This is a genomic window from Thioalkalivibrio sp. ALJ16 (assembly GCF_000377345.1).
Classification (GTDB): Bacteria; Pseudomonadota; Gammaproteobacteria; order Ectothiorhodospirales; family Ectothiorhodospiraceae; genus Thioalkalivibrio.
This window is the reverse complement of sequence record NZ_KB898053.1, coordinates 1-24,497: the sequence shown is the minus strand read 5'-3', so window position 1 is coordinate 24,497 and position 24,497 is coordinate 1. Positions and strand designations below refer to the sequence as shown.

At 66.0% G+C, this 24,497-nt stretch carries 26 protein-coding genes; 8 read left to right on the top strand and 18 right to left on the bottom strand.

Annotated elements, in window-relative coordinates; translation table 11 throughout:
* Positions 1-3 precede the first annotated feature (3 nt).
* Entirely contained in the window at positions 4-1,212 is a 1,209-nt protein-coding gene (locus D000_RS0111800) for a response regulator (protein WP_018873735.1), read from the top strand.
* 536 nt (positions 1,213-1,748) lie between these two features.
* Here the strand turns inward: D000_RS0111800 and ppx are convergent.
* The 3 genes from ppx to egtD are packed head-to-tail and all read right to left on the bottom strand — an operon-like array spanning position 1,749 to position 4,790.
* Positions 1,749-3,248, bottom strand: a complete 1,500-nt coding sequence (gene ppx, locus D000_RS0111795) for an exopolyphosphatase (protein ID WP_018873734.1) — start codon at positions 3,246-3,248, stop codon at positions 1,749-1,751.
* A 2-nt stretch (positions 3,249-3,250) separates the two neighbouring features.
* Positions 3,251-3,763, bottom strand: coding sequence for a histidine phosphatase family protein (locus D000_RS0111790; protein ID WP_018873733.1), 513 nt, complete (start codon positions 3,761-3,763; stop codon positions 3,251-3,253).
* 4 nt (positions 3,764-3,767) lie between these two features.
* On the bottom strand, positions 3,768-4,790 hold the full coding sequence (gene egtD, locus D000_RS0111785) for an L-histidine N(alpha)-methyltransferase (RefSeq protein ID WP_018873732.1): 1,023 nt from the start codon (positions 4,788-4,790) through the stop codon (positions 3,768-3,770).
* Positions 4,791-4,873: 83 nt separating this feature from the next.
* On the opposite strand from egtD, the gene egtC reads away from it, so the two are divergent.
* The 3 genes from egtC to D000_RS0111770 all read left to right on the top strand — a co-directional run bounded on the left by egtC (position 4,874) and on the right by D000_RS0111770 (position 7,698).
* Positions 4,874-5,656 (top strand): ergothioneine biosynthesis protein EgtC, encoded by a 783-nt coding sequence (gene egtC / locus D000_RS0111780; RefSeq protein WP_018873731.1) that lies wholly within the window; start codon positions 4,874-4,876, stop codon positions 5,654-5,656.
* A gap of 15 nt (positions 5,657-5,671) precedes the next feature.
* On the top strand, positions 5,672-6,856 hold the full coding sequence (locus D000_RS0111775) for an SUMF1/EgtB/PvdO family nonheme iron enzyme (protein ID WP_018873730.1): 1,185 nt from the start codon (positions 5,672-5,674) through the stop codon (positions 6,854-6,856).
* A gap of 92 nt (positions 6,857-6,948) precedes the next feature.
* Positions 6,949-7,698 carry an SIMPL domain-containing protein gene (locus tag D000_RS0111770; RefSeq protein ID WP_018873729.1) on the top strand — a complete coding sequence of 250 codons (750 nt, stop codon included), beginning with the start codon at positions 6,949-6,951 and terminating at the stop codon, positions 7,696-7,698.
* Positions 7,699-7,774: 76 nt separating this feature from the next.
* Here D000_RS0111770 and D000_RS0111765 read toward each other — a convergent pair whose 3' ends face one another.
* The 14 genes from D000_RS0111765 to D000_RS0111700 form a co-directional block, all read right to left on the bottom strand.
* The gene (locus D000_RS0111765; RefSeq protein ID WP_018873728.1) at positions 7,775-8,464 is read right to left on the bottom strand and encodes a hypothetical protein; all 690 of its coding nucleotides are present in this window, start codon (positions 8,462-8,464) and stop codon (positions 7,775-7,777) included.
* Positions 8,465-8,539: 75 nt separating this feature from the next.
* Positions 8,540-9,760 (bottom strand): flagellar hook-associated protein FlgL, encoded by a 1,221-nt coding sequence (gene flgL / locus D000_RS0111760; protein ID WP_018873727.1) that lies wholly within the window; start codon positions 9,758-9,760, stop codon positions 8,540-8,542.
* A gap of 15 nt (positions 9,761-9,775) precedes the next feature.
* Positions 9,776-11,662, bottom strand: coding sequence for a flagellar hook-associated protein FlgK (flgK, locus tag D000_RS0111755; protein ID WP_018873726.1), 1,887 nt, complete (start codon positions 11,660-11,662; stop codon positions 9,776-9,778).
* Positions 11,663-11,724: 62 nt separating this feature from the next.
* Positions 11,725-12,765, bottom strand: coding sequence for a flagellar assembly peptidoglycan hydrolase FlgJ (gene flgJ / locus D000_RS0111750; protein WP_018873725.1), 1,041 nt, complete (start codon positions 12,763-12,765; stop codon positions 11,725-11,727).
* The gene (locus D000_RS0111745; RefSeq protein WP_026279964.1) at positions 12,765-13,970 is read right to left on the bottom strand and encodes a flagellar basal body P-ring protein FlgI; all 1,206 of its coding nucleotides are present in this window, start codon (positions 13,968-13,970) and stop codon (positions 12,765-12,767) included. The genes flgJ and D000_RS0111745 overlap by 1 nt, the downstream gene beginning before the upstream one ends.
* Before the next feature lie 24 nt (positions 13,971-13,994).
* Entirely contained in the window at positions 13,995-14,693 is a 699-nt protein-coding gene (gene flgH / locus D000_RS0111740; RefSeq protein ID WP_018873723.1) for a flagellar basal body L-ring protein FlgH, read from the bottom strand.
* A gap of 4 nt (positions 14,694-14,697) precedes the next feature.
* The gene (flgG, locus tag D000_RS0111735; RefSeq protein WP_018873722.1) at positions 14,698-15,486 is read right to left on the bottom strand and encodes a flagellar basal-body rod protein FlgG; all 789 of its coding nucleotides are present in this window, start codon (positions 15,484-15,486) and stop codon (positions 14,698-14,700) included.
* Between the two features lie 45 nt (positions 15,487-15,531).
* On the bottom strand, positions 15,532-16,272 hold the full coding sequence (gene flgF / locus D000_RS0111730; protein WP_018873721.1) for a flagellar basal-body rod protein FlgF: 741 nt from the start codon (positions 16,270-16,272) through the stop codon (positions 15,532-15,534).
* 32 nt (positions 16,273-16,304) lie between these two features.
* Positions 16,305-17,537: a flagellar hook protein FlgE gene (gene flgE, locus D000_RS0111725; protein ID WP_018873720.1), complete on the bottom strand. Its 1,233-nt coding sequence runs from the start codon at positions 17,535-17,537 to the stop codon at positions 16,305-16,307.
* 39 nt (positions 17,538-17,576) lie between these two features.
* Positions 17,577-18,251, bottom strand: a complete 675-nt coding sequence (locus D000_RS0111720; protein ID WP_018873719.1) for a flagellar hook assembly protein FlgD — start codon at positions 18,249-18,251, stop codon at positions 17,577-17,579.
* A gap of 163 nt (positions 18,252-18,414) precedes the next feature.
* On the bottom strand, positions 18,415-18,834 hold the full coding sequence (flgC, locus tag D000_RS0111715; RefSeq protein WP_018873718.1) for a flagellar basal body rod protein FlgC: 420 nt from the start codon (positions 18,832-18,834) through the stop codon (positions 18,415-18,417).
* Between the two features lie 27 nt (positions 18,835-18,861).
* Positions 18,862-19,269 (bottom strand): flagellar basal body rod protein FlgB, encoded by a 408-nt coding sequence (flgB, locus tag D000_RS0111710; protein WP_038047897.1) that lies wholly within the window; start codon positions 19,267-19,269, stop codon positions 18,862-18,864.
* A gap of 216 nt (positions 19,270-19,485) precedes the next feature.
* Positions 19,486-20,301, bottom strand: a complete 816-nt coding sequence (locus D000_RS0111705) for a protein-glutamate O-methyltransferase CheR (protein WP_018873716.1) — start codon at positions 20,299-20,301, stop codon at positions 19,486-19,488.
* A gap of 209 nt (positions 20,302-20,510) precedes the next feature.
* Positions 20,511-21,449 carry a chemotaxis protein CheV gene (locus tag D000_RS0111700; RefSeq protein ID WP_018873715.1) on the bottom strand — a complete coding sequence of 313 codons (939 nt, stop codon included), beginning with the start codon at positions 21,447-21,449 and terminating at the stop codon, positions 20,511-20,513.
* A 290-nt stretch (positions 21,450-21,739) separates the two neighbouring features.
* Between D000_RS0111700 and flgA the strand changes: the two genes are divergently transcribed.
* From flgA to D000_RS0111680, 4 genes are all read left to right on the top strand, one after another.
* The gene (flgA, locus tag D000_RS0111695) at positions 21,740-22,468 is read left to right on the top strand and encodes a flagellar basal body P-ring formation chaperone FlgA (RefSeq protein ID WP_018873714.1); all 729 of its coding nucleotides are present in this window, start codon (positions 21,740-21,742) and stop codon (positions 22,466-22,468) included.
* 107 nt (positions 22,469-22,575) lie between these two features.
* Positions 22,576-22,887 carry a flagellar biosynthesis anti-sigma factor FlgM gene (gene flgM, locus D000_RS0111690; RefSeq protein WP_018873713.1) on the top strand — a complete coding sequence of 104 codons (312 nt, stop codon included), beginning with the start codon at positions 22,576-22,578 and terminating at the stop codon, positions 22,885-22,887.
* 4 nt (positions 22,888-22,891) lie between these two features.
* The gene (locus tag D000_RS0111685; RefSeq protein WP_018873712.1) at positions 22,892-23,377 is read left to right on the top strand and encodes a flagella synthesis protein FlgN; all 486 of its coding nucleotides are present in this window, start codon (positions 22,892-22,894) and stop codon (positions 23,375-23,377) included.
* Positions 23,378-23,460: 83 nt separating this feature from the next.
* Positions 23,461-24,177 carry a flagellar brake protein gene (locus D000_RS0111680; protein ID WP_018873711.1) on the top strand — a complete coding sequence of 239 codons (717 nt, stop codon included), beginning with the start codon at positions 23,461-23,463 and terminating at the stop codon, positions 24,175-24,177.
* A gap of 44 nt (positions 24,178-24,221) precedes the next feature.
* Here the strand turns inward: D000_RS0111680 and D000_RS0111675 are convergent.
* The coding region (locus D000_RS0111675; protein WP_018873710.1) for a transposase at positions 24,222-24,497 on the bottom strand (276 nt) is incomplete at its 5' end.

Sequence of the window (24,497 nt, the reverse complement as noted above, 5' to 3'; positions counted from 1 at the left end):
CCTATGAAGATCCTGATACTGGAAGACGAAGAACTCATGGCGGATCTTCTCGAGACACTCGTTCGTGGCCTTTATCCCGATTCTGACATTGTCCAGGCGAGTTCCATCACCGAGGCGCTGCAGCTCTGCAACGAGACGCACCACGATCTGGTGCTGTCGGACCTGTCACTGCCCGACGGCAATGGGCTGGACTTCCTGCGACGGGCGGCCATCGACGGCCGCGTCACACCCATTGTCATCATTACCGCGAACGCGGACCGTAACAGCGTCCAGCGTGCCGCTCGCTACGGCGTACGGGGTTTCATTTCCAAGCCCTTCGAAGCGGAACTGGTGCACGACCGCCTGCAACAGATACTGGCCGGGGGAACCACCACCGAGCCGCTATCCGAACAAAGCGGGGACGGCGCGGCGGTTCCCGCCCTGGAGGAAGCCCTGCATCTGGCCGAATCCGGGACCCTGAGGCTGCCTACACCGGTCGATCTCGACGCACTGCGGGAGCTGAGGGCGCGAGCCGACACACTCTCCCTGTCCGAACTGGAGAAGGCCTGGCAGGACATTCCGTCCCTGGTCACGCGCCTGATCGATGCATCCAACGGCAGTGCACTGCGGCGAACCGACACCCCCAACACCTCGCTACGCGACGCCCTGCAGGTTCTGGGCATCCCCACCGCCCTGAATCTGGCAATGGCCATGGCCCTCGATCTCACCACCACACTTCAGGACCCCACCCTCCAGACCCGCGCCCGGCATTACCAGGAACAGAGCGAACGCATGGCCCACCAGGCTGCGGCCCTGGGTCGCAGCCTGCGGGCGGACGCCAGCCTTTGCTTTACCGCCGGATTGATGCACCGCCTGGGCGAGCTAGCGGTCATCGCCACCGCACAGCGCTGCGTCCTTAAGGGCGGCACCCTCGACCCAGCCGCCCTGGATACCGCGCTCGCGGGGGCCTGGCCCGCTCGAATGGCCGTGGCGCTGAAGTCGCATCTGCGCCTTTCTCTACCGTTGAAGCAGATGATTGGGGCAGCCCACGGCTTCGGTCTGGGCAGCGGCCACATCCATCTGCCGATCATGCGCACTGCCTTTTTGCTGACCAATGGGGCAGCGGACTCCGCTGAATGCCAGAAACTTCTGAGGCGCCTTGGTTTGTCGGACTACGACACGACTGGCGAGACGCCCGGCCAACAGGTGTCGCCCCAGGGAAACGCCAATTAGTGAACAAGCTTAGGGAGACGCTGATTTAATCGCGCGTCCGCGTTGGTGCCCCCTGTTTTCCGAGACAAGGCGCGTCGTGCAGCGGGTAGTGGTTCTACCCGCAAGCGGCGCAACGCAGGATCGGGGAACCTGGGGTGCCAACCCCACAACCTATTGAGAGCAGGGGCTCGGCCGCTTTTGCGCGCGCACGGCGTTGCGGCTCCCTTGTGCAGAATGACTGCACGGCAGTCACCGCGCCTTGTTCGCACGCAAAAGCGACTCGAGCGCGGACGCGCGATTAAATCAGCGTCTCCTTAGGTCTGGCACCCCGGGGATCCGGGGCAGGACGCTCCCACAGCGAGTAGCGCCTCTACCCCTTACTCGCAGGACTCGGGGCGCAACGCCGGGTCAGTGAATCTGGAGTACCACTCCCGCACGTGACTGAAGACAGAGAGGCAGCCTCGTGATTAGATCATTAAGGAGACGCTGATTGAATCCCCACCCGGCCAGAAGTTCCCCGACAAGCGCTCAGACCAAGCGATAGTTCCTGTCGGCCCTTAGGCGAACTCGAGCTGCAGTGCATGGCGGGCCCATTCCTCGCGCTCGGCGTCGAGGTCGGCCCGCGTGAGGGGATGGGCATCCAGCCATCCCGTCGCGAAGCTCAGCGCGAGCCCGTCCGCGGTCGCCTCGATACGTTCCAGCGGCACCGGATCGGGTGCCCGCGAGCGGTGCAGCAGCACGGCCAGGCGCAACAGCACCGCCATATACCGAAACGCTCCCGCACGATCCTCCCGCACACCGCCCAGCAGTTTGGGTTTCAGGCTCCGCCGGTGCAGCCGCACCAGCAGCGCAAGCTCCGCCTGCTCCGGCTGCGAAAACCCGGGCAGGTCGGCCCACGTCAGGATGTATTCGCCGTGCTTGTGGTACTTGCTGTGGGCCAGGGCGAGGCCGATCTCGTGCAGCTCGGCAGCCCAGTCCAGGCGCTCGGCGTCGTCCTCGTCCAGCCCCCAGGCGGCGCGTACCGCGGTCACCAGGCGCGCTACCGTGGCCTGGACGCGTTCGGCCTGGGCCGCGTCCACCGCAAAGCGCCGGCGCAGATGATGAATGGTGCGCCCGCGCACGTCCTCGTGTCGGAAGCGCCCCAGCAGGTCATGCACCACGCCCTCGCGCAGCGCCCCGTCGGAGGGATGCAGGCGCTCGATGCCCAGCGCCTCGAACGCCCCCAGCAGCACCGCCAGGCCGCCGGCGATGACCGGCGCCCGCTCCGCCGCCAGGCCGGGGAACTCCAGCCCGTCGATCGAACCCTGCTCGATCAGTGCGTCCCGCAGACGCTCGAGGGCTTTCCGGTCCATACCCGGCGCCGGGTCCAGGCCCGACTCCTGCACCATGCGATCCAGCGCAAGGATCGTGCCCGAGGCCCCGAGCGCCTGGTCCCAGCCCGCCGCCCGGTAGGCGCTGGCAATCGGCTGCAGCTCCTGCTCCGCCCGCAGCCGGGCGGCATCGAAGGCCTTGCGATTCAGCTTGCCGTCGGCGAAGAAGCGCCGGGTAAAGGTCACGCACCCCATCTCCAGGCTCTCGGCCAGGACCGGCTCGAAGCGTTCCCCGATAATGAACTCGGTGCTCCCGCCGCCGATATCCATCACCAGGCGCCGGCCACTGTCATCCGCCAGCGTGTGGGCCACGCCAAGGTAGATCAGGCGTGCCTCCTCGCGCCCGGCGATGATCTCTACCGGATGCCCGAGCGCCTGTTCTGCCGACCGCAGAAAGGCCCGGCTGTCGTGCATCTGGCGCAGCGTGTTGGTTCCAACCACCCGCACATGGCCACGCGGCAGTTGGCGCAGCCGTTGGCCAAAACGATCCAGGCAGTCCAAAGCACGCTGGCCGACCTCCGGATCCAGCTGTCCCTGCTCGTCGAGGCCGCTGGCGAGCCGCACCATCTCCTTGAGCCGGTCGACCTTCAGGACCTCTCCGTCCTGACGCCGCGCCACGATCATGTGAAAGCTGTTGGACCCAAGGTCAACGGCGGCGACGGTCTCGCTCTGCTCTGCATCCTGCATCTCTAGCGCGCCTCCCGTTCACTCAGGCGTTCCAGTATCTTGCGGGGCAGATGCCACACAAGCGTCATTGGCCCGGGCAGCGAACCCGCCAGTCCGCAGGCATCGCCCTTGCCCATGCGTACCGGGCCCCGCCCGCCGGGCACCCCCAGCAGACAGCCGGCCAGCAGCGACAGGTCAGGCTCGTGGCCGACCAGCACCAGCCCGCCATTTTCCGGCAGTCTGCGTGTCAGGGCCTCGACCTCCAGCCCAGCAGGCTGTCCCGGCGCCAGCCATTTCTTGTGACGGACCGGGACATCCAGCGCCTGTGCCAGCGGGATCGCGGTCTGCCGGGCGCGCAGATACGGGCTGCTGAGCAGTTCCACGGATGCCGGCAGCAGGGCACCCAGCGCCTGCGCCATGCGCACCGCGCTGACCTGGCCCTTCGCGGTCAGGGGGCGATCGCGGTCCGGACCATCCCAGTCACCGGGGTTTCCCGCCTGCGCGTGCCGTACCAGCACCAGCCGCGGTTCCTGCATGTCATCAACCCGCCAGCGGTCGCAACAGGAACAGGGAATACCAGTCCTCCGCCGCGGACCACTCGGTCTCCTGTTCGAACCCCGCAAGCGCCAGCAGCCGGTCCACCGCCTCGCGGCTGAACTTGCGCGAGATCTCGGTACGGATGATCTCCCCCGCCGCAATCTCCAGACGCGCCTCCAGCTCGGTCACCTGGACCTGCTGATCACGGCGCGATACCAGATGCATCTCGATACGCGAGTGTTCCTCGACAAAGGGCGCGTGATGGTCGAAACCTTCGGGATCGAAGTCGGCCCCCAGCTCGCTGTTCAGTACCGATAGCAGGTTCAGATTGAACGCAGCCGTGACACCGGCCGCATCGTTGTAGGCCGCCTCCAGCACCGGGCGCGGCTTGACGCGATCAAGGCCCAGCAGCAGCCGGTCTTCCGGGTTCATGGCCGCGCGGATCCGGGTCAGCAGGGCGCCCGCCTCGTCATCCTCGAAGTTGCCCAGACTGCTGCCGAGAAAACAGAACAGTCGCGGACCGTCGGATGCAGCTGCCGGGCTCTCGTCCAGGTGCCCCAGGGCCGCGGCGTAGTCGCCACACAGGCTGTCCACCTGTAATGCGCCAAAGCGGCGCAGGAGGCGCGCCCCGGCCTCGTCCAGGATCTCGCCACACACATCGTTCGCGACATAACGAGGCGCAGGCACGCGGCGCTCGAGGGCCGCCAGCAGATATTCGGTCTTGCGCGAGGTGCCGCTGCCCAACTCAAACAGCGTGCGGGCACCGGAGGCCTCCAGGATCGCATCGGCATGGCGCTCCAGCAGCTCGGCCTCCAGGCGGGTGGGGTAGTATTCCGGCGTGTCGCAAATGGCATCGAACAGCTGCGAGCCGCGCGCATCGTAGAAATACTTGGGTGGCAGCGAGCGTGGCGGCTCGAGCATTCCGGCGCGGAAATCGGCCAGCAGTTCGGCGTGGGGATCGCGCTCTTCCACCACGCGGCGGCTGTAACGGGAGGCAACGGGTACAGCGCGAGCGTTGGCTGACATACGGGCTTCCGTATCTGGAGGGTTTGCGGCACGCTAGCACGAAACTTCTGACGCCCCAACTGCCCCCAGGGAAGCCCGGATCAATGTGCCGACACCTCGCTTATCTGGGTCCTCCGATCGCGCTGCGCAGCCTGATCCTGGACCCGCCCCACAACCTGATTGAACAGGCCATCGCGCCCAGGGAACTGGTGTACGCACGCGTCAATGCCGACGGCTTTGGCTTCGGCTGGTTCGGCGCGACGGGAACGGCGCGCCACTATCGCCGCGCCGACCCGCTCTGGCAGGACCCGAACCTGGAGGACCTGGCCAGCGACATGACCCAGCCGCTGTGGATTGCGGCCATCCGCAGCGCGACTCCCGGCTTCGGCGGTGACACGGTCAATGCCCAGCCCTTCGCCCGGGACGGTCTGCTGTACAGCCACAACGGCCTGATCAGTCGGTTCCGGCCCGACGTCCGGCGCCAGATCCAGAACATCCTCAGCCACGAGATGGAGTCGACGATCGAGGGCACCACCGACTCGGAACACCTTTTTGCCCTGATCCGGCAATACCTGGCGGATGACGAGAACGCCACGCTGGAGGGCGCCCTGGGCGAGGCCTTTTCGACCCTCGAGACCTGGCTTCGAGAGGACACCGCACTGCTGAACGTGCTCCTGTCCGACGGGCGTCGCATCATCGCCAGTCGCCACGCGATCAATGCGCCCTGCCCCAGCCTCTACTACACCACCGATGACGAGACGTTCCCCGAGGGCAGCGCGGTCGTGGCATCGGAACCGCTGACCGACCGCGAACAGTGGCGCCCGATCCCGCCGGGGCACCTGCTGATCCTTGATCCGGATGAACCGCCGGAACTCCTGGCCTTGTAACGCGCTCCACCGGATATGAACGCCATCCATCCGCTGTCAAACGCGTCTGAACCAGACCTCATGGAGTGCCTTTCCGTCCAGCACGACCGCCTGAACGCGGCCATGGAGGACACCCCGAAACATCAGTGGCGCAATCAGTACCACCCGGACCTGAGTCCCATGGCATGGCATTACGCCCACTGCCACTTCATCGAGGCCGTGTGGCTGCACGAACGCGTCCTGGGGCGCAGCCCCCTTGCGCGGCGGGACTGGCACGACCTTTACATTCCCGAGTTGAGCCCCAAGTGGCGCCGCGGCGGTCGGCTCCCGCCACCGGAAGAGCTGCTCGACTGGGGCCGGGCGTGCCAGACCCGCCACCTGGACTTGCTGCGCGACGCCCCGGGTGTGCGCAGCCACCCACTGCTTGCGCAGGACTACCTGACCGGCTTCCTCGCCCAGCATCATGCGATGCACCTGGAAAGTCTCGAACAGGTGCGCTGGTTCGCGCGTCTGCGGCGGCCTGCGACGCTGGATACACATACGCCGGATCCATGCACGTACAGCCCGGAAGAGTGGATCGAACACCCCGGAGGCGAGGCCGTGGTTGGCAGCGAGGCCATCACGGCCTTCGACAACGAACGCGCAGCACACCGTGTCCGTCTCGAACCCCATGCCGTTTGCGCCCGGCCGGTCACCAACGCCGAGATGCTGGCGTTCATCGAGGCCGGGGGTTACCGGCCCGGCCCCCACTGGGATACGGGAGGGGCGACCTGGCTGCAGAAAACCGGCGTCGCGGCTCCTCTTGGATGGCACTCGCTGCCGGACGGGACCCGCGTACAGACCCTGCCTGACGGCACCCGTCCCCTGGATCCACACGCCCCCGTGGTCGGGATTTCCTGGTTCGAGGCCAGCGCCTACGCCCGCTGGCGCGGGGCGCGCCTGCCGCACGAACACGAATGGGAACAGGCCCGCCGGGGCGGCCATCTGCGCGGCGCCGGGCAGGCATGGGAATGGTGCGGGAACACCTTTCATCCCTATCCGGGGTTCCGTCCCTACCCCTACGAGGAATATTCCAAGCCGTGGTTTGATAACCAGCACTATGTCCTGCGCGGCGGCAGCACCTGGAGCGACCCGCTCCTCAAGCGGCCCGCCATGCGCAACTTTTTCACCCCGGAAAAACGCCACGTCTTCGCCGGCGTACGCCTGGCGCGCAAGCTGTAGCGGGCCACTATATTCTTGTTGATGCAACGGTCCGCAGACCTCGACCACAACACCGCCAAGGCCTGTCACCCGACCCCTGGAGATTTTCGATCATGCGCCGCCAGACCCTGTCCTCCACCCCCGCCCGCTCCCGCTGGATTGCAGTACTGGGGTTCCTGTTCCTGGTGCTACCCGCAGCTGCGATGGCAAGCGACGGCAGCACCACCCTGACCCTGACCGGCAACAGCGAACGCCAGGTCGACAACGACCGCATGACCGTGCTGATGCAGACTGAAGCCCGTGCCCCGGAGGCCGCGGCGGCGGCCGCAAGCGTCAACCGCAGCATGGAGGCCGCGCTGGAACGCGTCACCAAGCTGGAGACCATCGAGGCGCGCACCATCGGGTACTCCACACGCGCGATCCACGCCAGCGATGACCGCAGCCGTATCAGCGCATGGCAGGTACAACAGAGCCTCGAGCTGACCAGTGGCGACTTCGACCGCCTCGGCGAACTTGTTGGCACCCTGCAGCAACAGGACCTGACCGTCAGCCAGATCCGTTTTTCCCTTAGTACCGAGGCGCGCCGGGAACACCGCGCCGCCATGATCGAGGAGGCCATGGCGGACCTGAAGGATCAGGCACGCGTGCTCGCGCACTCCCTGGGTGCCACGCATCTGCAGACGCTGGAAGTAGAGCTTCCGGATGACCGCTACAGCGGACCGCAGCCCATCATGGCCATGCGCGCAATGGACGAGTCCGCAAGCCAGCCCGCGCTGGAGGCCGGACACTCCACCCTGAGCCTCAGCCTGCGCGGTCGCCTGCGCGCACTCGGCGCCGAGACCCTGCGGGTCGATTCAGAGTAGGGCCAGACGGGTCAATGCACGCGTCGCGGCCAGGTCAGCCCCGAGCGGCCGCAACACACACACCCGGGCACAGCGTTCAGCGTGCGAGCTGCAGCGCCAGTTCGCCGTCGCGGACCTCGATCGACTCGATGCCGGCCCGCAGCTGCTGAAAGGGCTCCAGCGCCAGCAGGTCCTCGTCCTTCAGCCCGCCCAGCCAGGCATCCGGCAGGGGGATCCCGGCGACGCTGACGCCCACCAGACGCGCATGTACCCGATCGTCTTCGGTCTCGAAGCGCACGCCGGAACGTACATTCAGCACGCGCCCGCCCAGCAGCGGGATGTCCGCGGGCACGTCGATGCGAACCCGGGTACTGACCTGCCCCGGGGTCAGGCGGATCGCCACCCGCCCGGCGAGGTCCGGGTCCTGCGCGATCAGGGCATTCAGCTCGCGTTCGCTGAACCGCACCATGCGCGCCTCGGCGCGCTCCTCGTACAGCTCGGGGACCAGCGGCTCGGCCTCGGCATCGAGATCAATGATCGGATCGATTGCATCGGCATCCGGGCGCGGGGCCGCGTCGCGCGGGCCCAGCGCCCGCAGCTTGGCCTCCAGCTCGGCCTGCTCCTGCACATCCAGCGTGACCGCCTCGGGCTCACCCGACTGCAGGTGCACCACGCCCCAAAACCCGGCCCATAACGCCGCCAGGATCAGCAGGACAATCAGGTACCGCGGGGGACGCCCGGTGGAACGGTACTGGATGGGCGCGGAGGGTTCGTTGTTCTTTGCCATGCCGGACTCTCGCAGATCACAAAGGCGTCATGGTCGCACAAAGGCCGTACCCGTGAGCGCCCAGCCGGACCCGGCTCAGAGGAAGTCGAACAGGGACAGGCGGTTGACCTGGGTATAGGTCTGCTGGGCGGCCTGCAGGGCCACCTGCTGCTGATTGAAGCGGCTGATCGCCTCGGCATAGTCGAGATCACGGATCTCGGACACGGCGCTGTTCAGATCCACCAGGCGGTCCTCGTTCACATCCTTCTGCTGGTCGAAGGCCTTCAGGCGCGCGCCGACCTCGGCACGGATGTCGTTGAAGTTGCCCAGCACGGCATCCAGATCGGCGAAGGCGGTATTGCTGGCCGTGGCCAGGTTGGCCCGGCTTGAACCGGTCGCACCGCCCTCTTCCAGGGCTGCGATGATCGCATCCAGCGTCTCGAACACACTCTTGTTCTGCGCCGGGCGCGACTGTACCTCGTCGCCGATCTCGGGCGTGCCACTGAGCGTGATCGCACGCCCGTCGAAGGTGATCGCCTCACCCGGTACGTAGGGTCCCGAGGCGACCGTGGCACCCCCTTCGTCCTCGATCACATAGCCGAGCTCGCCGCCGCCCAGGTCCTCGAAGGAGATGGTATAGGTCTGGTCGGTCAGCGCCGCCGAGTCGTTGACCCCGGTCTGCTCGATCACCAGACGGCTGCCCGGCGCACGGTTGGTCACCTCGGCCCCGACGCGGCCATCGTTCTCCGGGATATCCATGAACACCCGGGCCCCGGTATCACCCACCGGCAGCTTGCGATTGGCCGAGATGGCCACCTCGCGCACACTGCCCGTCCCGGAGGCCCCCTCGTAGCGCACCGAACCCGCGCCATCCTGCTGGAAGGGCTGCTGCAGGGAACGGGTGCCGGCGAACAGGTATTCGCCGTTCGGATCCTTGGTATTGGCAATATCGAACAGTCCGTCGCGCAGCTGGCGCAGCTCGCCGGCGATATAGCGCCGGGTCTCGTTGGTCTGGCTGTCGTTGTTGCCGGCCACGACCAGTTCGCGCGCCCGCTGCAGCAGATCCGTCCCGCCTTGCAGGGCCGACTCCTCCTGCTGCAGACGCGGCTGGGTATTGTCGATATTGCGCTGGTACTGCTTGGTGGCCTGGATGATCCGCTCGAACTGGTTGACCTGGGTGGCCCCGCTGGGGTCATCCGAGGGCGACAGGATGCGCTCGCCGCGACCCATCTGCAGCGAGGTCCGGTTGAGATCCATCTGGCCGCGCTGAATCTGGTCGATTCCGGTCTGGAAGATCTGGGTGGTCGAGATGCGCATGGCCGTGTCTCCGGGCTAGCGGCGGAAGGCGCCGAGCAGTGAATCGAACAGCGAATTGCTGACCGAGATGACCTGGGCCGCGGCCTGGTAGGCCTGCTGGTAACGGATCAGATCCGCCGCCTCTTCGTCCAGGTTGACGCCGGATACCGCCTCGCGCTGGGCCCGAGCCTGTTCCAGTTGGGCATCGGCGGACTGCTGCGCGACCTGGGCCTGCCGCGTCCGCGTACCGACCTGCGCCAGCAGGCTGTTGTAGCCGTCGCCGAAGGTTCGATCCCCCCCCACCAGACGCTCGTCCGCAAGGTCGTTCATGGCCAGCATGTTGCGGTTATCCCCCGGGAAGCCCTCATTGCTGCTCACCTCGAAGGTATCGCCACCCGCGGGCGTGCCGCGGATCTCCATCTCCCAGCCGTTGAAACTGACCGTGGTCACCCCGTCCGCGCCCAGCGCGAACGATTCCCCGCCGACCTGGAATTCCTGCGTCGCGCCATCGAAGGTCACCACCGCATCGGCGAGCAAATCAGGAGCATCGGCATCGACCGCCCGTACCGATGCAATCGATGCGGTACCCGTGTTGTCCTCACCCCGATCGGCGCGGACGGCCGCGGCCGCCGCGATACCGGCAGGATCGGTCATCTCCACCGAGAGATCGCGCGCGCCATTACGGGTCGGCTGGATCAGCCACTGATCGCCATCCACGGCCCCGGCCAGCCCGTCCACATCGATGATCAGGCCGTCGACCGGTTCCGCGATGCCATCGCCATCGACGGTCAGGGTCGTCGTCTCGCCATCCGACAGTCGCGTCAGCTGATAATCGGTACCGTCGAAGCTCAGGCGGTAATCCGACGTGGTCAGGTCACGGGTATCGCCGAAGCTGACCGCGGGGTTGGCACTGAGGGAATTGCCCGGGAATGCACGCACCGCCGGCGCACCGATATCGAAGATGTCCGCACCCAGCGCGTCGTTCTGGTCCAGGCCCAGGTTGTTCTGCTGATTGAACTCCGCGCCGATACTGATGGCGAGCCGGCCGAGCGTGTTCTGGGCCTCGTCGATGATCCCCGTTCGTGTCTCCAGCAGCGCGCCCAGTTCGCCACCCTGGATGAAGCGGGAGATGTTCACCGGGTTCCCACTCGTGGCCAGCCCGATATCCGGGGCGCGCGGATCCCCGGTCAGCGACTGCGCCACCAGTTCGCGATTGTTGCCACCCAGCACCAGCGACTGGCCGTTACCCACAAACACGTTGACCGCACCATCATCCTGTTCGGTGATGCGCACATTGACCTTCTCGGCCAGCTGGTTGAGCACGCGGTCGCGCTGGTCCAGGAGGTCGTTCGGGGCCCCCTGTGTGGATTTCGCGACGATTTCGCGATTGAGCCCCGCGATCGCGCTGGTCAGCGAGTTGATCTCCTCGACGTTGGTGCGAATCTGGCCGTTGATGATGTCGCGCTGCTCCTCGATCCGCTTGTCGATGGAACTGAAGCGCTCGGCCAGGGATTCGGCCTCGGTCAGGAACACGGTGCGTGCGGCGCTGGAGGTGGGATCGTTCGCCAGGTCCTGGCCGGCATCGAAGAAGTCCTGCAGCACCGGGGTAAGGCCGGAGCTGGAGCTGCCCAGCAGATCGTCGATGCGGCCGGCCAGTGAGGCCCGCAGCTCCGCGTTCGACTGGTCCGAGATCGAGTTCCGCAACTGCGTGTTCACGAAGTCGTCGGAGATGCGGCGAATCGTGTCCACCTGCACGCCCTGCCCCTGGAAGCTGCCTCCGAGGAACTGCGGTGTCAGATTGGACAGCTCGGTGCGCTGGCGACTGTAGCCTTCGGTCGCGGAGTTCGCGATGTTGTTGCTGGTAGTGCCGATCGCGCGCTGAAACGCCAGCAGCGCGGAGGTGCCGATCCCGGACGCACTCATGCGCAAACCTCCCGGTGGCAGGCCTTTTCAGGAATTCGTTTGTGCCGCGTCTGGTTCATGCCCTACCCCTCGCTACGGGTAACGGCCGCATCGGCCGCAACTTGAGTCGATCCACTGCCCTGATGCGCGGCGAGCTGGTCGCGCACCCGCAGGACCTTGTCGGCATAGGCCGGGTCCGTCGCGTAGCCCGCCGCCTGCAGCTCGCGGATGTACTGGCTGTCGTCGCCCGCCTGCAGCGCCCGGTGGTAGCGCGGGTTGCTGCGAATGAAATCGACGTAGTCGGCGAACGACTCGGACGGATCGGCGTAGGCACGAAAACGTGCCTGTTCACGCTGCGCGACGCCGTCGCGAAACTCCAGCGTGCCCACGGAGACATGATCCCCGTCCCAGCGACTGTCCGCCTTGATCCCGAACAGATTGAAGCTCGGCTGGCCGTCGACACGCGAGGGCACGTGGCGCCCCCAGCCCGTCTCCAGCGCACTTTGCGCCAGCAGAATGCCCGGCTCGACACCAAGCTCCGCGGCGGCATCGCGCGCCAGGGGCTCCAGGGTCCGCACGAACTCGGCAGGGCCCTGCGGCGGCCAGGCGATCGGGGCCTGCTGCACCGCACCCGAACGACTGGACGGTTCAGTGATGGGCTCGGGTCGCTGCGGCCCGACCGGCTGCAGCTGCGGTTCGGCATCGCCCTGCAGAGCACGCAGGGTGTCCAGCTCCGAACGCCGCCGCGGAAGCTCGAGTGCGGCCTGCCGGTCGGGGTCGTTCAGTGCCTCGGGATCGGCCGGCTGCTGCGCGGAAAGCTGGCGCATCAGAGCATCCCGCAGGCCGATCCCCTCGCCCTGGCTCATCACCCGCGCGACCTCCTGATCCTGCATTTCGAGGTACATATTGGTCTGCTCGTTGTCGAACAGGCCGTCACCCAGCGAAGCGTCGCGCATCTGCTTGAGCATCTGCCCGATCAGCATCGCCTCGAATTCGCGCGCCACGGCCTCCAGGGCCTTTTGATCCCCCGAACGCGCCCCGCGGGCGAGATCCTGCAGTCCCGCAGGATCGGAGGCCATGGCCGCGCGCGCCTGCATCTGGGTATCGATGGCCGGGCCGATCATCAGATCACCACCAGCTCCGCCCGCAGGGCACCCGCCTCGCGCAGGGCCTCGAGGATCGCCACCAGGTCACCCGGGGCGGCACCGACGTTGTTCACGGCGCGGACAATCTCGTCCAGGGAGGTGCCCGGGTCGAACAGGAACATGGTGTTGTCACCCTCCTCGATGGCGATATCGGTATCCGGCTGGACCATCGTCTCGCCTTCGCCGAAGGGCGCGGGCTGCACCACCCGGGGGGCCTCGCTGATGGTCACCGTTAGGCTGCCGTGCGACACCGCCGCAGGGGTGACCTGCACGCTGGACCCGATCACCACGGTACCGGTGCGCGAATTCACGATGACCCGCGCCGGCGGCGCCCCGCGTTCGATCGGAAGGTTTTCGAGTTCGGCGACAAAGCCGACGCGGTGATCCGGATTGGACGGCGCGCGCACCCGGACCGAAGATCCGTCCAGCGCATGCGCCACGCCCTGCCCGAAGGTGTCGTTGACCGTCTGCACCAGGCGGTTGGCCGTAGTGAAGTCGGGGCGGTTCAGGTTCAGGGTCACGTGGTCGCCCTGGGCGAATGCCGTGGGGACTTCGCGCTCCACGGTCGCGCCGTTGGGGATGCGTCCGACGCTCGGTACGTTCACGGTGATCCGCGAGCCGTCGGTCCCTTCGGCACCAAAGCCCCCCACAACGAGGTTGCCCTGGGCGATGCTGTAGGTCTGGCCGTCGGCCCCCTTCAGCGGCGTCATCAGCAGCGTGCCGCCCCGCAGGCTGGTGGCGTTGCCCATGGAGGACACGGTGACATCGATCCGCTGCCCGGCCTTGGCGAAGGGCGGCAGTTCGGCCGTCACCATGACCGCCGCGACATTGCGCAGCTGCGGGTTCCCCGCATCCGGGGTCAGTCCCAGCTGTCCGAGCATGTTGTTCAGGCTCTGCACCGTGAACGGCGTCTGGGTGGTCTGGTCGCCGGTTCCATCCAGCCCGACCACCAGGCCATACCCGATCAGCTGGTTATCGCGCACCCCGGAGACACTGGCCACGTCCTTGACCCGCTCCATGTAGCTGCGCTCCTGCAGCGCGGCCTGCTGCTGGATGGCGGTCTGCGCGGATACCCCCGCACTGCCGAACCCGGCCACGAGCAGGACGGGCAGCAGGAGCCACAACAGCCAGCGCCCGTCGTGGGTCGATGCCTTTCCGTCTTGCTTCTTTCGTGCGTTATTCATGGGATACCTCGCCTCGGGGCGCGCTCAGAACGGCCAGATCGGGCTGTTGAAGAAGCGGGTGATCCAGCCGGGGGTGTTGCTGTCCGCCAGCACGCCGGAACCGCCGTAGTACACCCGTGCGTTCGCGACCTGAGTCGAGAGCACGGTGTTGTTGGTGGTCACGTCCACCGGGCGCACGATGCCGCGAAAGCGCACGTACTCCTCGCCCTGGTTGATGCCGAGCCACTTCTCGCCCTGGATCACCAGGTTCCCGTTCGGCAGCACCTCGGCCACGGTCACGGTGATCTCGCCGTCCAGCTGGTTGCTCTGGGAGGAATCCCCGGAGCCCCCGAAACTGCGCGAGCTGGAATTGCTGGCCCCGAACATCGGGCGCCCGTTGAAAGTGGCATCGCGCCCGAAGGCGGTGAGATTGCCCAGCTCCAGATCGGAATCCTTTGAGGTGGAGGTGGAAGCCGACTTCTGCGCCTGAGTGCTCTCGGCCAGGATCACGGTCAGGATGTCGCCGACGTTGCGCGCCTTGTAGTCCTCGAACAGGCCCTGCGAATGGGCCGCCTGGTAGATGCCGCCGTTGTTCTGGGACTGCGGGACCGGCTGCGCCGGCATCACCGGGTGGTAGTCGGGGTTGTCGCCCGGCTGGGTGGGCTGGGTGGCCGCGCAGGCCGACAGCAGCAGAGCCGCGGCAGCGGCGAGCGCGGGGCGGAGCAGGAGTCCGGGGCGGTTCATCGCGTCACCCGATGGTCTGGTTGACGAACTGCAGCGACTGGTCGGCCGCGGAGATCGCCTTGGAGTTGACCTCGTAGGCGCGCTGGGTCTCGATCATGTTCACCAGCTCCTCGGCGATGTTCACGTTCGAGGTCTCCAGCGAGCCCTGCACCACGGTGCCGGTGCCATTCAGCCCCGGCAGCGACTGCTGCGCGACACCCGAGGCCGCAGTCTCGCGGAACAGGTTCTCGCCCACCGCCTGCAGGCCCGCCGGGTTCACGAAGTCCGCCAGCTGGATGTTGCCCAGCTCCACCGGCGCCGCCTGGCCCGGGATCTGCGCCGTCACCGTGCCATCCTTGCCGATGGCGAGGGACTGGGTGTCCTCCGGGACGAACAGACCCGGCTGCAGCGGATAGCCGTTGGACATCACCACCTGGCCGTCCGAGTTCAGCTGGAAGCTGCCGTCGCGGGTGTAGCCGACGTTGCCGTCGGGCAGCAGGATCTGGAAGAACCCGCGACCCTCGATGGCAATATCCAGCGAGTTGTCCGTCTGCTGCAGGTTGCCCTGCTGGAACATCTTCTCGGTGGAGACGGCGCGCACGCCGGTACCGATCTGCAGGCCCGACGGCAGCTGCTGATCCTGGGTGGCCTGGGCGCCGGGCTGGCGCACGGTCTGATAGATCAGATCCTCGAATACCGCCCGGTCCTTCTTGAAGCCCGTGGTATTCACGTTGGCCAGGTTGTTCGAGACCGTCGACATGCGCGTGTGCTGCGCGTCGAGGCCGGTCTTGGCGATCCACAGTGCCTGGTTCATGGTGTTCTCCTGTTTGCTCTCAAGTGCCGCCCGAGCCCCGGGGAATTACCCGAGACCCAGCAAGCGGTTACTGCTCTGTTCCAGCGTGTTGGCGCTGTCCATCATCTTCACCTGCATCTCGAAGTGGCGGGACAGCTCGATCATCCGTGTCAGCGCCTCGATGGTGTTCACGTTGCTGCCCTCCAGCATCCCGGAGACCACCCGCACCTCGGCATCCGCCGGGGCCTCGCCGCCATCGGCAAGCCGGAACAGGCCGTCATCACCGCGCTGCAGGTCGTCCGTATCGGGATTGACCAGACGGATCCGTTCCACGGCTGCCAGGGCCTCGGGGCCCACACCCAGCGGCCGCACGCTGATCGTCCCGTCGGTGCCGATCTCGATCTGCTCCGCCGGCGGGATCGCAATCGGCCCGCCATCGCCCAGGACCTGGTGCCCCTGCGCCGTACGCAACAGGCCAAAGGCATCCACATGCAGCGAGCCGGCCCGGGTATAGCCCTCCTCCCCTTCCGGCCCCTGCACCGCGATGAACCCCTCGCCCTCGATGGCGATGTCCAGGTCGCGGCCGGTGCTCTGCATCTTGCCCTTGCTGAAATCCACCGCCTCGTTGCCCACCTGGGTGTAGTCCCGCGAGGCATAGCCCGGGCCACGTACTGGCACCGTATCCGCGGTGGCCAGGGCCTGACGGAAGCCGTCGGTATTGGCATTGGCCAGATTGTGGTTGTTGATGGCCTGTGCGTGCATCGTCTCCTTCGCACCGGACATCGCGATGTACAGAAATCGATCCATGCTCAGGCCCTCCTGCGTGCCCTGTCCCGCGCCTAGCGGATGTTGATGATGGTCTGGGTGACCTGATCAGCAGTGGAGATCGTCTGCGCATTCGCCTGGAAGTTGCGCTGCGCGGTGATCAGGTTCACCAGCTCCTGAGCGATATCCACATTCGAGGCCTCCAGCGCACCGGCCTGGATGGTGCCGAGGTTCCCGGTGCCGGGCGCGGCAAAGACCGGCTCGCCCGCGGCAAAGGTCTCGGCCCAGTTGTTGTTGCCCAGCTGCTCCAGCCCCTGCGGGTTGGTGAAGTTGGCCATCGCGACCTGACCGAGCACGGTCGACTGCCCATTGGTGAACCGGGCGAAGACCACACCCGAGTCGTCAATGTCCACGCCCGTCAGGCGCCCGGATGCGAAACCGTCCTGATTCAGATCGTTGACCGCAAAGTCACCGCCATACTGGGTGGTGCCGCCAAAATCCATCTCGAAGACTAGATCCAGCGCCCCGTTACCCAGATCCGCACTGGGCACCGTCACTTCTGCCGGGTCCGGGGCGACCGTGACCAGCGAACCACTGCCGTCGAAGGTCAGGTCAAAGGACTCGTATGCCTGCCCATCCACGCCCACGTGGGCCGTCCATTCCAGGTCATCCGCCCCCTTGACGAAGTAGATGCTTGCATCACGCGAGGTACCCAGCGAGTCGTACACCGTCAGCGATGTGGAAAAGTTGTAGGTATCGGGGTCGGTGAGATCGAAGGGCGCAACCGGCGGTTCTTCGGCATCGGAACGCAGGTTCAGCAATGCCTCCACCGAGGTCGTCGCATTGGGCGGTGCCGCACCCGTCTGCAGACGGATATCCTCCAGCTGCCCGGTATTGAAATTCGGGTCCGCCGTGTTCGGGTCCTGCGGCGGGTAGCCCTGCAGCTGCTGGCCCTGGTTGTTCACCAGAAAACCGTCGCGATTGACCTGAAATTCGCCAGCACGCGTGTACACCGTGCTTCCCTGATCGTTGAGGACAAAGAAGCCCTGGCCGTTGATCGCGAGGTCGAGACCGTTTTCGGTGAACTCGGTACGGCCCTGCGAGAACTGCTGGGTCACGGCCTGCAGCCGGGTCCCGGAACCAATCGCGGTCTGGCTGATGCCGCCGAAGCTCTGCGCGAACACGTCGCCGAATTCCGCACGCGAGCGCTTGAAACCGGTGGTCCCCGAGTTGGAGACGTTGTTGCCGGTCGTCTGCAGGTCGGCCTGGGCCGCGTTGAGTCCGCTCAATCCGATATTGAAGGGCATGGGGTGTTTCCTCCGTTAGGGTTCGTTCGCCGCCGGCCGTCAGCCGCCGATGCGCCGTACATCCGAAAAGCTGATCTCGCCAAGGCCCTGCACGGTCAGTGCCAGCCCGGCGTCACTGCCAACCGCGACGCTCTCCACGCGGGCATCCAGGAAGGTGTCCACGGCCTCGGACTGGGTCCCGGAGCGGGCCGTGGCCTTGAATTCGTAGACGCCCGGGGGGGCGAAGGTCCCGTCGTCGCGCAGACCGTTCCAGGTGAACTCCTGAAGACCGCGACCGGCGGCGCCCAGATTCATGCGGCGGATGCGTTCGCCATTGGGGCTGTACACATCGATCTGCAGCTCCTCCGTGGAGCGCTGGAGGTCGACGGCGCCGTTCACGAGTCCGTCCGGACGCAGTTCACCGAACTCCACCGGCACCAGGACATCCTTGCCGACCAGCGAAGCCGCCTGCAGCGTCTGGTTCTGACCCAGCGACTGCGCCAGCTTTTCGAACGATTTCGACAGCTGTTCGATGCCGGTCACGGTCGAGAACTGCGCCATCTGGCCCAGGAAATCCCCGTTGTCCATCGGCTCCATCGGGTCCTGGTTCTGCAACTGCGTCGTCATCAGCTTCAGGAAATCGGACTGCCCAAGGCGGTCCATCGCGCCCTCGGGCTTCTTGTCCGGCCGCGACAGGCCCAGGCGGTCCAGCAGTTCGGGGGAGATCTGTGTCATGGCTGGCTCCTGTGGAAAATGAAGGCGCTAGGCACCCGTTCGAATGCGTTGTGGCACTCCCGTGACCGCTGTGGCTTGCTCTGGCATACGGGCGCCCCGGCGCCAGCGGTCTGATAGCGCGCGTGCCGTCCGGCCCGTGGGTGCGTCGTCATCGACCCGCCCCCTAGCCCTGTCCGATCTGCAGGGTGCGCTGGAGCAGCTGACGCGAGGTTTCCATCACCTCCACGTTGGCCTCGTAGTTGCGCGAGGCGGACATCATGTTGGCCATTTCCTCCACCACACTGATCGCGGGCCGGAAGATATAGCCCTCCTCGTTGGCCTGCGGGTGATGCGGCTCATAGTGGGCATGCGGCGCGGCCTGCGACTCGGTCACCCCGGCCACGCGAACCGAGGTAGCCGAACCGTTGGGACGCGCCTGATCCATCACGCTCTGAAACAGCACCTGCTTCGCGCGGTAGGCCTCGTCGGGGCTGCTCGCAGCGGTGTTCGCGTTGGCCAGGTTCGAGGCGACGGTATTCAGGCGCACCGACTGCGCCGATAGTGCGGAGGCAGAGGTGTTGAACAGACTGAAAAGGTTACTCACGACATCAATCTCCTGATCCGTTCCGCGTTAGCGATCGCCCCGCAGGGCCTCGCGGATGCCGGACACCCGGCGATTGAGGAACTCAAGGCTGCTCTGGTACTGCACCGCGTTCTCGGCAAACGCGGCCCGTTCCATTTGAGGATCGACTGTGTTGCCATCCAGGGATGCCTGTGACGGCACCCGGTACAGCGCCTCGACCTGTCCACTCATGGCCCCGGCGCCGGGGTCGATGTGCGCCGCCTGGCTGCGGGCCATGGGCAAGGTGTTGCCGCCCCCGGCCGCGGTTTCGAGCACCGAGCGGAAATCGATGTCGCGCGCCTTGTAGTTCGGGGTATCGGCATTGGCGATATTGGACGCCAGCAGTTCCATGCGCTGGGCGCGCACGTTGATCGACTGCGGAAGAATCCCCATCGCCTTGTCCAGAGAAAGACTCATCGCTACCGTCCCGGCCGCCCCTGGCGGTCCCCTGCTGCAAACACGGGGCGCAACCACTGCGCTCCCTTGCGGGGGAACTCAAGCAAGGGTTATGCCATTCGACCAGAGGGAGGGAACGTTCCGGGCTGCGAGGGGCCCGGCCGGGTGCATGCCGGGCTCCGCGGGAGCCCGCTTGTACTGCCCGTTACGGTGTCATTGCGACACCGCTTGGCACGTTCAGGTTTTGACGCGCAGGACCGACCCGTATTCGGTACGGACCGTCTCGAAGGACTTGGTGTAGGGCCCCGCCGTCTCTGAAGCGCCAAGAAACAGATAACCACCAGGGTTCATCTGTCGCGCGATACCGTCAAGAACCTGGCGCTTGGTCTCGCCGGAGAAATAGATCAGCACATTGCGACAGAACACCAGGTCGAATTTACCCAACGCGGCGTAGCTGTCGATCAGGTTGAGTTTCTGAAAACGACAGCGCCGCTGCACTTCGGGGACGACCCGGTGCCCGTCCGCCACCGTCTCGAAGAAGCGCGCCCGGCGCGCCTCGCTCAGGCCGCGCACGATACTCAGCCCGTCATAGACGCCGCGACGCGCCTCCTCCAGCACCTTCTCGGACAGATCGGTACCGAGGATGGACACCGGCACCTTTCGCGGCGGGCGCGACTCCTCCCACTCGGAAACCACCATGGAGATACTGTAGGCCTCCTGGCCGCTGGAGCAGGCCGCCGACCAGACCTTGAGACTGCCGCCGCGGGCGGAGAGCTCGGGCAGCAGTACCTGACGCAGGATCTCGAACGGAAAGCCATCGCGAAACCACGAGGTCTCATTGGTGGTCATCGCATCAATCACGCGCGTGCGCAGCCGCGGATCGGGCGACTGGCGCATCGCCCGCAGCAGTTCCGGAACACTCTTGAAGTCGAACTCGTCCAGCAAGCGCGACAGTCGGCTGGACACCAGATACTGCCGACTGTCGCCCAGCACCAAGCCGCAGCAGTCCTGCAGGAAGCGGGAGAACTCCTCGTAGTCGCGGGAATCAATCACCAGTTCATCCCTGAGCGAAGTCCAACGTGGTTAGCATCCTGATGACGAATCCTTGACAGGCCTGGGCGAGGTGGCGATGCCGCCAGTATACGAGGTCCGGCGAGGTGCGACACGGCCTGGCCCACCGACCCTCCGGCGATGGAGCAAAACGGCCATTGGCCGCCGTCCGACCGGCACCCGGTGGCAATCCACTGCCGCTGGCCGCGCCCTCATTCGGGCTTCTGATTCTCGCGCCCGGTCTGGTCGAGCACCGCCGCGGCCAGTTCGTCGGGATTGAATTTCGACAGGAATGCATCGGCACCGGCGCGCCGGACCATGTCCGTGTTGAACTCCCCGCTCAGCGAGGAATGCAGCAGTATCTTCAGGTCTTTCAGTGCCGGATTGTCCCGGATGCGCGCAGTCAGGGTGTAACCATCCATGCGCGGCATCTCGATATCGGAGATCACCAGCTCAATGACATCCCGAACCGGCCCTTCAGCCGCTGTCTGCTCGAGAAACTCGAGGGCCTCCTGACCATCCTTGAAGACCAGATACTCGAAACCCAGCCCCTTGATGGCGCTCTCGATCTGCTTGCGGGCCACCATCGAATCATCGACGATGACCACCTTGCGTGCATTATCCGTCACCGCATCCTCGCGGAGCGACGCCGACACCTCCGTGGGCAGCGGGTTGACGATCGAGAGCACGCGCTCGACGTCGATGATCTCCACCAGCTTGTTGTCGATTTCCGTAACTGCGACCAGGAACGACTCCCTCCCGGTACCCCGCGGGGGCGACTTCACGTCCTGCCAGTTCACGTTGACGATACGGTCCACCGCAGACACCCAGAAACCCTGTACCGAACGATTGAATTCGGTCACCACCACCTTCTGGGCATCGCTGTCACCCGCGCCCGCCCCACCACGCAGCCCCATCGCCCGCGCCAGATCGATGATCGGTACCGTACCGCCGCGCAAGGTCGCCACCCCGCGCACTACGCTCATGGAGCCCGGGATCTGCCGCAGTGGCGGAGACGGGATCACCTCGCGAACCTTGAATACATTAATCCCGAAGGTCTGCGACCCGCCGAGGTGGAACAGCAGCAGCTCCATCCGGTTCTGGCCTACCAGCTGCGTGCGCTGATTCACATCGTCAATGAATTGACTCATCCTGCCGCTCTCCTTGTCCCGCGGTACCAACGGCGCAGGCCAACCTCAAAGGTCCAGTGTGCACCGCGCACGCCCTGCCTGTCATTGCGAAGCCCGTACCGGGCGGCTCACCGCCGCCTCATCCGGATAACGGCCATCCTCCCGTGGTCTTGAATCCGTGTCATCCGCACTTTATGGCATGACATCTGCATGTAATTGAGCAGACGGGTGGACGATGGGCTGGGCCAAATCCCCTCATCTCCACCGACACCAGGCCGCAGCACCTCCGCTACGGGCGGACAGGACCGGACATGAACGCAGCAAGTCTCGACCAACTGGCGACTGCGCCCCTGGCGGCCCTCGGGCTTTGCGCACTGCTGTTGCTGGCCGCGCCAGCCCACGCCCAGATTCACCCGGTGGCCGATATCCGTCAGGCCGCCGAACGTTTCCTGATCGAGGAACTGGACTCCGACACCGCCGAGGACATCAATATCGAGATCGGCCAGCTCGACAACCGCCTGCGCCTGGCCTACTGCAGTGACGGCCTTAACGCCCGCTTCCCGCCCGGCGGGCGCCGCGAAGGCAATACGGCCGTTCACCTCCAGTGCGCCGGCCCGGTGACTTGGCAGCTGTACGTACCGGCCACGGTGGAGCGCTACGCCCATGTCCTGGTCGCCAACCGCAGCCTGCCGCGCCAGCACATCCTGACCGCGGGCGATCTGCGCTTTCAGCGCATCGAGACATCACGCCACGCCGGCAGCTATCATGAAGACAAATCCGCGCTGGTGGGCCAGCAGACCCGCCGCAACATCCGTTCCGGCCAGATCATCGGCACCCAGCATGTGACCCAGCGCGAGGTCGTCAGTCGCGGCCAGCGCGTCACGATTCTGGCGGAAAACGGCTCCATCGCGATTCGCATGCAGGGCGAGGCACTGGAGAACGGCACCCTCGGCGACCGAATCCGGGTGAAGAACACTTCGTCCGGGCGCGTGGTCGAAGGCGAAATCCAGGCCTCGGGACACATCCGCGTGGCGCTCTGAACATTCACAGTGTGACGCCGGTTCCATCGCGGACTTCATCGGGGCTACAGTTTCAGTTCCCGTGGCCGTTAACACTTGCAGCACAGTTACAACGACAGGACGGCACAATGGATATCAAGGGCCTCAATTCGAACAACCTGCGCCCGGACAGCCAGAGCTCCGCGGTCAAGGGCCGCGAGCAGACGGAGCGGGCCTCCAGCCAGCCACAGGGCACGGGCAATGCCCCGGTCGCGGGCGACGACTCCGTCACCCTCACCGGCGCCGCCCAGGCCATGAACGCCGCCGGCAACAACGCCAGCGCACCGTTTGATGCCGCGCGCGTGGCCGAGCTGCGCGAGGCCATCGCGAACGGCAACTACCCGATCGACAACAAACAGCTGGCCGATCGCATGATCGACCTGGAACGGATGCTGCGCTAAACCGATGAATGCCGATACGCGCCAACGCCTGCAACACTCCCTGGAGGCCTCCATCCGCCTGGCCCACCAGCTTGAGGATGCCCTGCTCCAGGAGACCCGCGCGGTCGAGGCGCGCGAGCCCGAGGCCCTGCAGGCCGTCGTCAACAGCAAGCAGGCCCTTTTGCAGGCGCTCGAGGGCGAGACCCGCCAGCAGCAGCAGATCGCCGAGTCCGAGAACGAGGCGTTCACGCCCGCTGGCATGGCACGTCTGCTCTCGCGTCTCGACGACAGTGCCGTCCTCGACGACCACTGGCAGGCCCTGCGCCAGTCCATCGAACGCTGCAACACCCTGAATCAGGGCAATGCGCGCCTGATCGAGCGTGACCGCCGCCGTGTGGAACTGTCGATGCAGATCCTTCGGGGCGAGGACGTCGGCCCTGCCGCCACCTACGATCCCTACGGCCGCACGCGCCCCAACAGCCGGGGCGGGCGTCCGATCACCCATGCCTGATGCATTTTGTGCCGCGGGCGGCTGGCTTTCCGGGCCCCGCCCCAGTACCTTGCGTCCTCACACTCGACTAACGCCACGGACGCATGGACGAAACCGAATACACGGTCGACAACCCCGACCGCATTGCCGGCATCCTCAAGGACCTGGACCACAAGCTCACCCTGATCAGCGTGCGCCTGGATGAAGACGGCCCCCTGTTCGGATCCGCACTCGTCCGCCTGGATCCCACGGCCAGGGAAGTATTCCTCGACGAACTGACGCCGCCCCGGGCCCACGGCCTTGTGCACACCGGGAGCGGCCTGCGCGTGTTCGCGGCCCTGCGGGGGGTCGCCGTGCGCTTCTCAACCACCGTCACGCGAATCGAGCAGGAACAGCAGGGCGCACTCTACGTCTGTCCCTATCCGGAATCGTTGTACTACCTGCAAAGGCGCGAAACCTTTCGCGTGCATATCCCGATGGCCCAGCGCCCCAAGGTCGAACTGAACACCAAGGGCTGGTCGGAGCCCGTCATCGGCGAACTCACAGACCTGTCCGTCCGCGGCATGTGTATCGAGCTGCCCACCTCGACCCTGGACAGCCTCGAGATCGGGACCTTCCTGGCCTTTTCCAATCTGCTGCTGCCGGAAGTGCGTGAACGGCTGTCCGGCGACCTGCGTCTGGCCAACCGGCGCCGCAGCGCCCGCGACGGCTACGAGTACGCGGGATTCGAGGTCGCAGGGTCGGACCAGTGGCTGGAGCGTCAGACCAATATCGCTCTGCTGCACTATCAGCGCGAGGCGCGGCGCCGCTCCATGGAGTGAACCGGGACGGGTGCCGACGATCAGACGTCACGCATAAAAAAGGTTCATCGAGCATTACCGGGGAAGGCGGCGCGGATTTTGAGGAAGAAGTAGTCCTGGTCGCGGTAGCCGTAGGCGCGACGCTTGATGACTTTGATGGTGTTGTTGATGCCTTCGACAACGCTGGTATTCAGCCGATGCCGGCAGCGCGAGACGATGCCGGGCAGATAGGGCTCCAGCAACCGCGCGAAGCGCTGCAGGGCCTGGATGCCACTCTCCTGTGCCTGCTGTACCCAGTGTCGCCAGGCCTGCCAGGTCTGTTCCGGACGGCGCTGGAACCA

What these genes read in the sequence shown, in the direction of transcription:
- D000_RS0111800 (WP_018873735.1), top strand. Translation starts at nt 4, where the DNA reads ATGAAGATCCTGATACTGGAAGACGAAGAACTCATGGCGGATCTTCTC.
- ppx (WP_018873734.1), bottom strand. Translation starts at nt 3,248, where the DNA reads ATGCAGGATGCAGAGCAGAGCGAGACCGTCGCCGCCGTTGACCTTGGG.
- D000_RS0111790 (WP_018873733.1), bottom strand. Translation starts at nt 3,763, where the DNA reads ATGCAGGAACCGCGGCTGGTGCTGGTACGGCACGCGCAGGCGGGAAAC.
- egtD (WP_018873732.1), bottom strand. Translation starts at nt 4,790, where the DNA reads ATGTCAGCCAACGCTCGCGCTGTACCCGTTGCCTCCCGTTACAGCCGC.
- egtC (WP_018873731.1), top strand. Translation starts at nt 4,874, where the DNA reads ATGTGCCGACACCTCGCTTATCTGGGTCCTCCGATCGCGCTGCGCAGC.
- D000_RS0111775 (WP_018873730.1), top strand. Translation starts at nt 5,672, where the DNA reads ATGAACGCCATCCATCCGCTGTCAAACGCGTCTGAACCAGACCTCATG.
- D000_RS0111770 (WP_018873729.1), top strand. Translation starts at nt 6,949, where the DNA reads ATGCGCCGCCAGACCCTGTCCTCCACCCCCGCCCGCTCCCGCTGGATT.
- D000_RS0111765 (WP_018873728.1), bottom strand. Translation starts at nt 8,464, where the DNA reads ATGGCAAAGAACAACGAACCCTCCGCGCCCATCCAGTACCGTTCCACC.
- flgL (WP_018873727.1), bottom strand. Translation starts at nt 9,760, where the DNA reads ATGCGCATCTCGACCACCCAGATCTTCCAGACCGGAATCGACCAGATT.
- flgK (WP_018873726.1), bottom strand. Translation starts at nt 11,662, where the DNA reads ATGAGTGCGTCCGGGATCGGCACCTCCGCGCTGCTGGCGTTTCAGCGC.
- flgJ (WP_018873725.1), bottom strand. Translation starts at nt 12,765, where the DNA reads ATGATCGGCCCGGCCATCGATACCCAGATGCAGGCGCGCGCGGCCATG.
- D000_RS0111745 (WP_026279964.1), bottom strand. Translation starts at nt 13,970, where the DNA reads ATGAATAACGCACGAAAGAAGCAAGACGGAAAGGCATCGACCCACGAC.
- flgH (WP_018873723.1), bottom strand. Translation starts at nt 14,693, where the DNA reads ATGAACCGCCCCGGACTCCTGCTCCGCCCCGCGCTCGCCGCTGCCGCG.
- flgG (WP_018873722.1), bottom strand. Translation starts at nt 15,486, where the DNA reads ATGAACCAGGCACTGTGGATCGCCAAGACCGGCCTCGACGCGCAGCAC.
- flgF (WP_018873721.1), bottom strand. Translation starts at nt 16,272, where the DNA reads ATGGATCGATTTCTGTACATCGCGATGTCCGGTGCGAAGGAGACGATG.
- flgE (WP_018873720.1), bottom strand. Translation starts at nt 17,537, where the DNA reads ATGCCCTTCAATATCGGATTGAGCGGACTCAACGCGGCCCAGGCCGAC.
- D000_RS0111720 (WP_018873719.1), bottom strand. Translation starts at nt 18,251, where the DNA reads ATGACACAGATCTCCCCCGAACTGCTGGACCGCCTGGGCCTGTCGCGG.
- flgB (WP_038047897.1), bottom strand. Translation starts at nt 19,269, where the DNA reads ATGAGTCTTTCTCTGGACAAGGCGATGGGGATTCTTCCGCAGTCGATC.
- D000_RS0111700 (WP_018873715.1), bottom strand. Translation starts at nt 21,449, where the DNA reads ATGAGTCAATTCATTGACGATGTGAATCAGCGCACGCAGCTGGTAGGC.
- flgA (WP_018873714.1), top strand. Translation starts at nt 21,740, where the DNA reads ATGAACGCAGCAAGTCTCGACCAACTGGCGACTGCGCCCCTGGCGGCC.
- flgM (WP_018873713.1), top strand. Translation starts at nt 22,576, where the DNA reads ATGGATATCAAGGGCCTCAATTCGAACAACCTGCGCCCGGACAGCCAG.
- D000_RS0111685 (WP_018873712.1), top strand. Translation starts at nt 22,892, where the DNA reads ATGAATGCCGATACGCGCCAACGCCTGCAACACTCCCTGGAGGCCTCC.
- D000_RS0111680 (WP_018873711.1), top strand. Translation starts at nt 23,461, where the DNA reads ATGGACGAAACCGAATACACGGTCGACAACCCCGACCGCATTGCCGGC.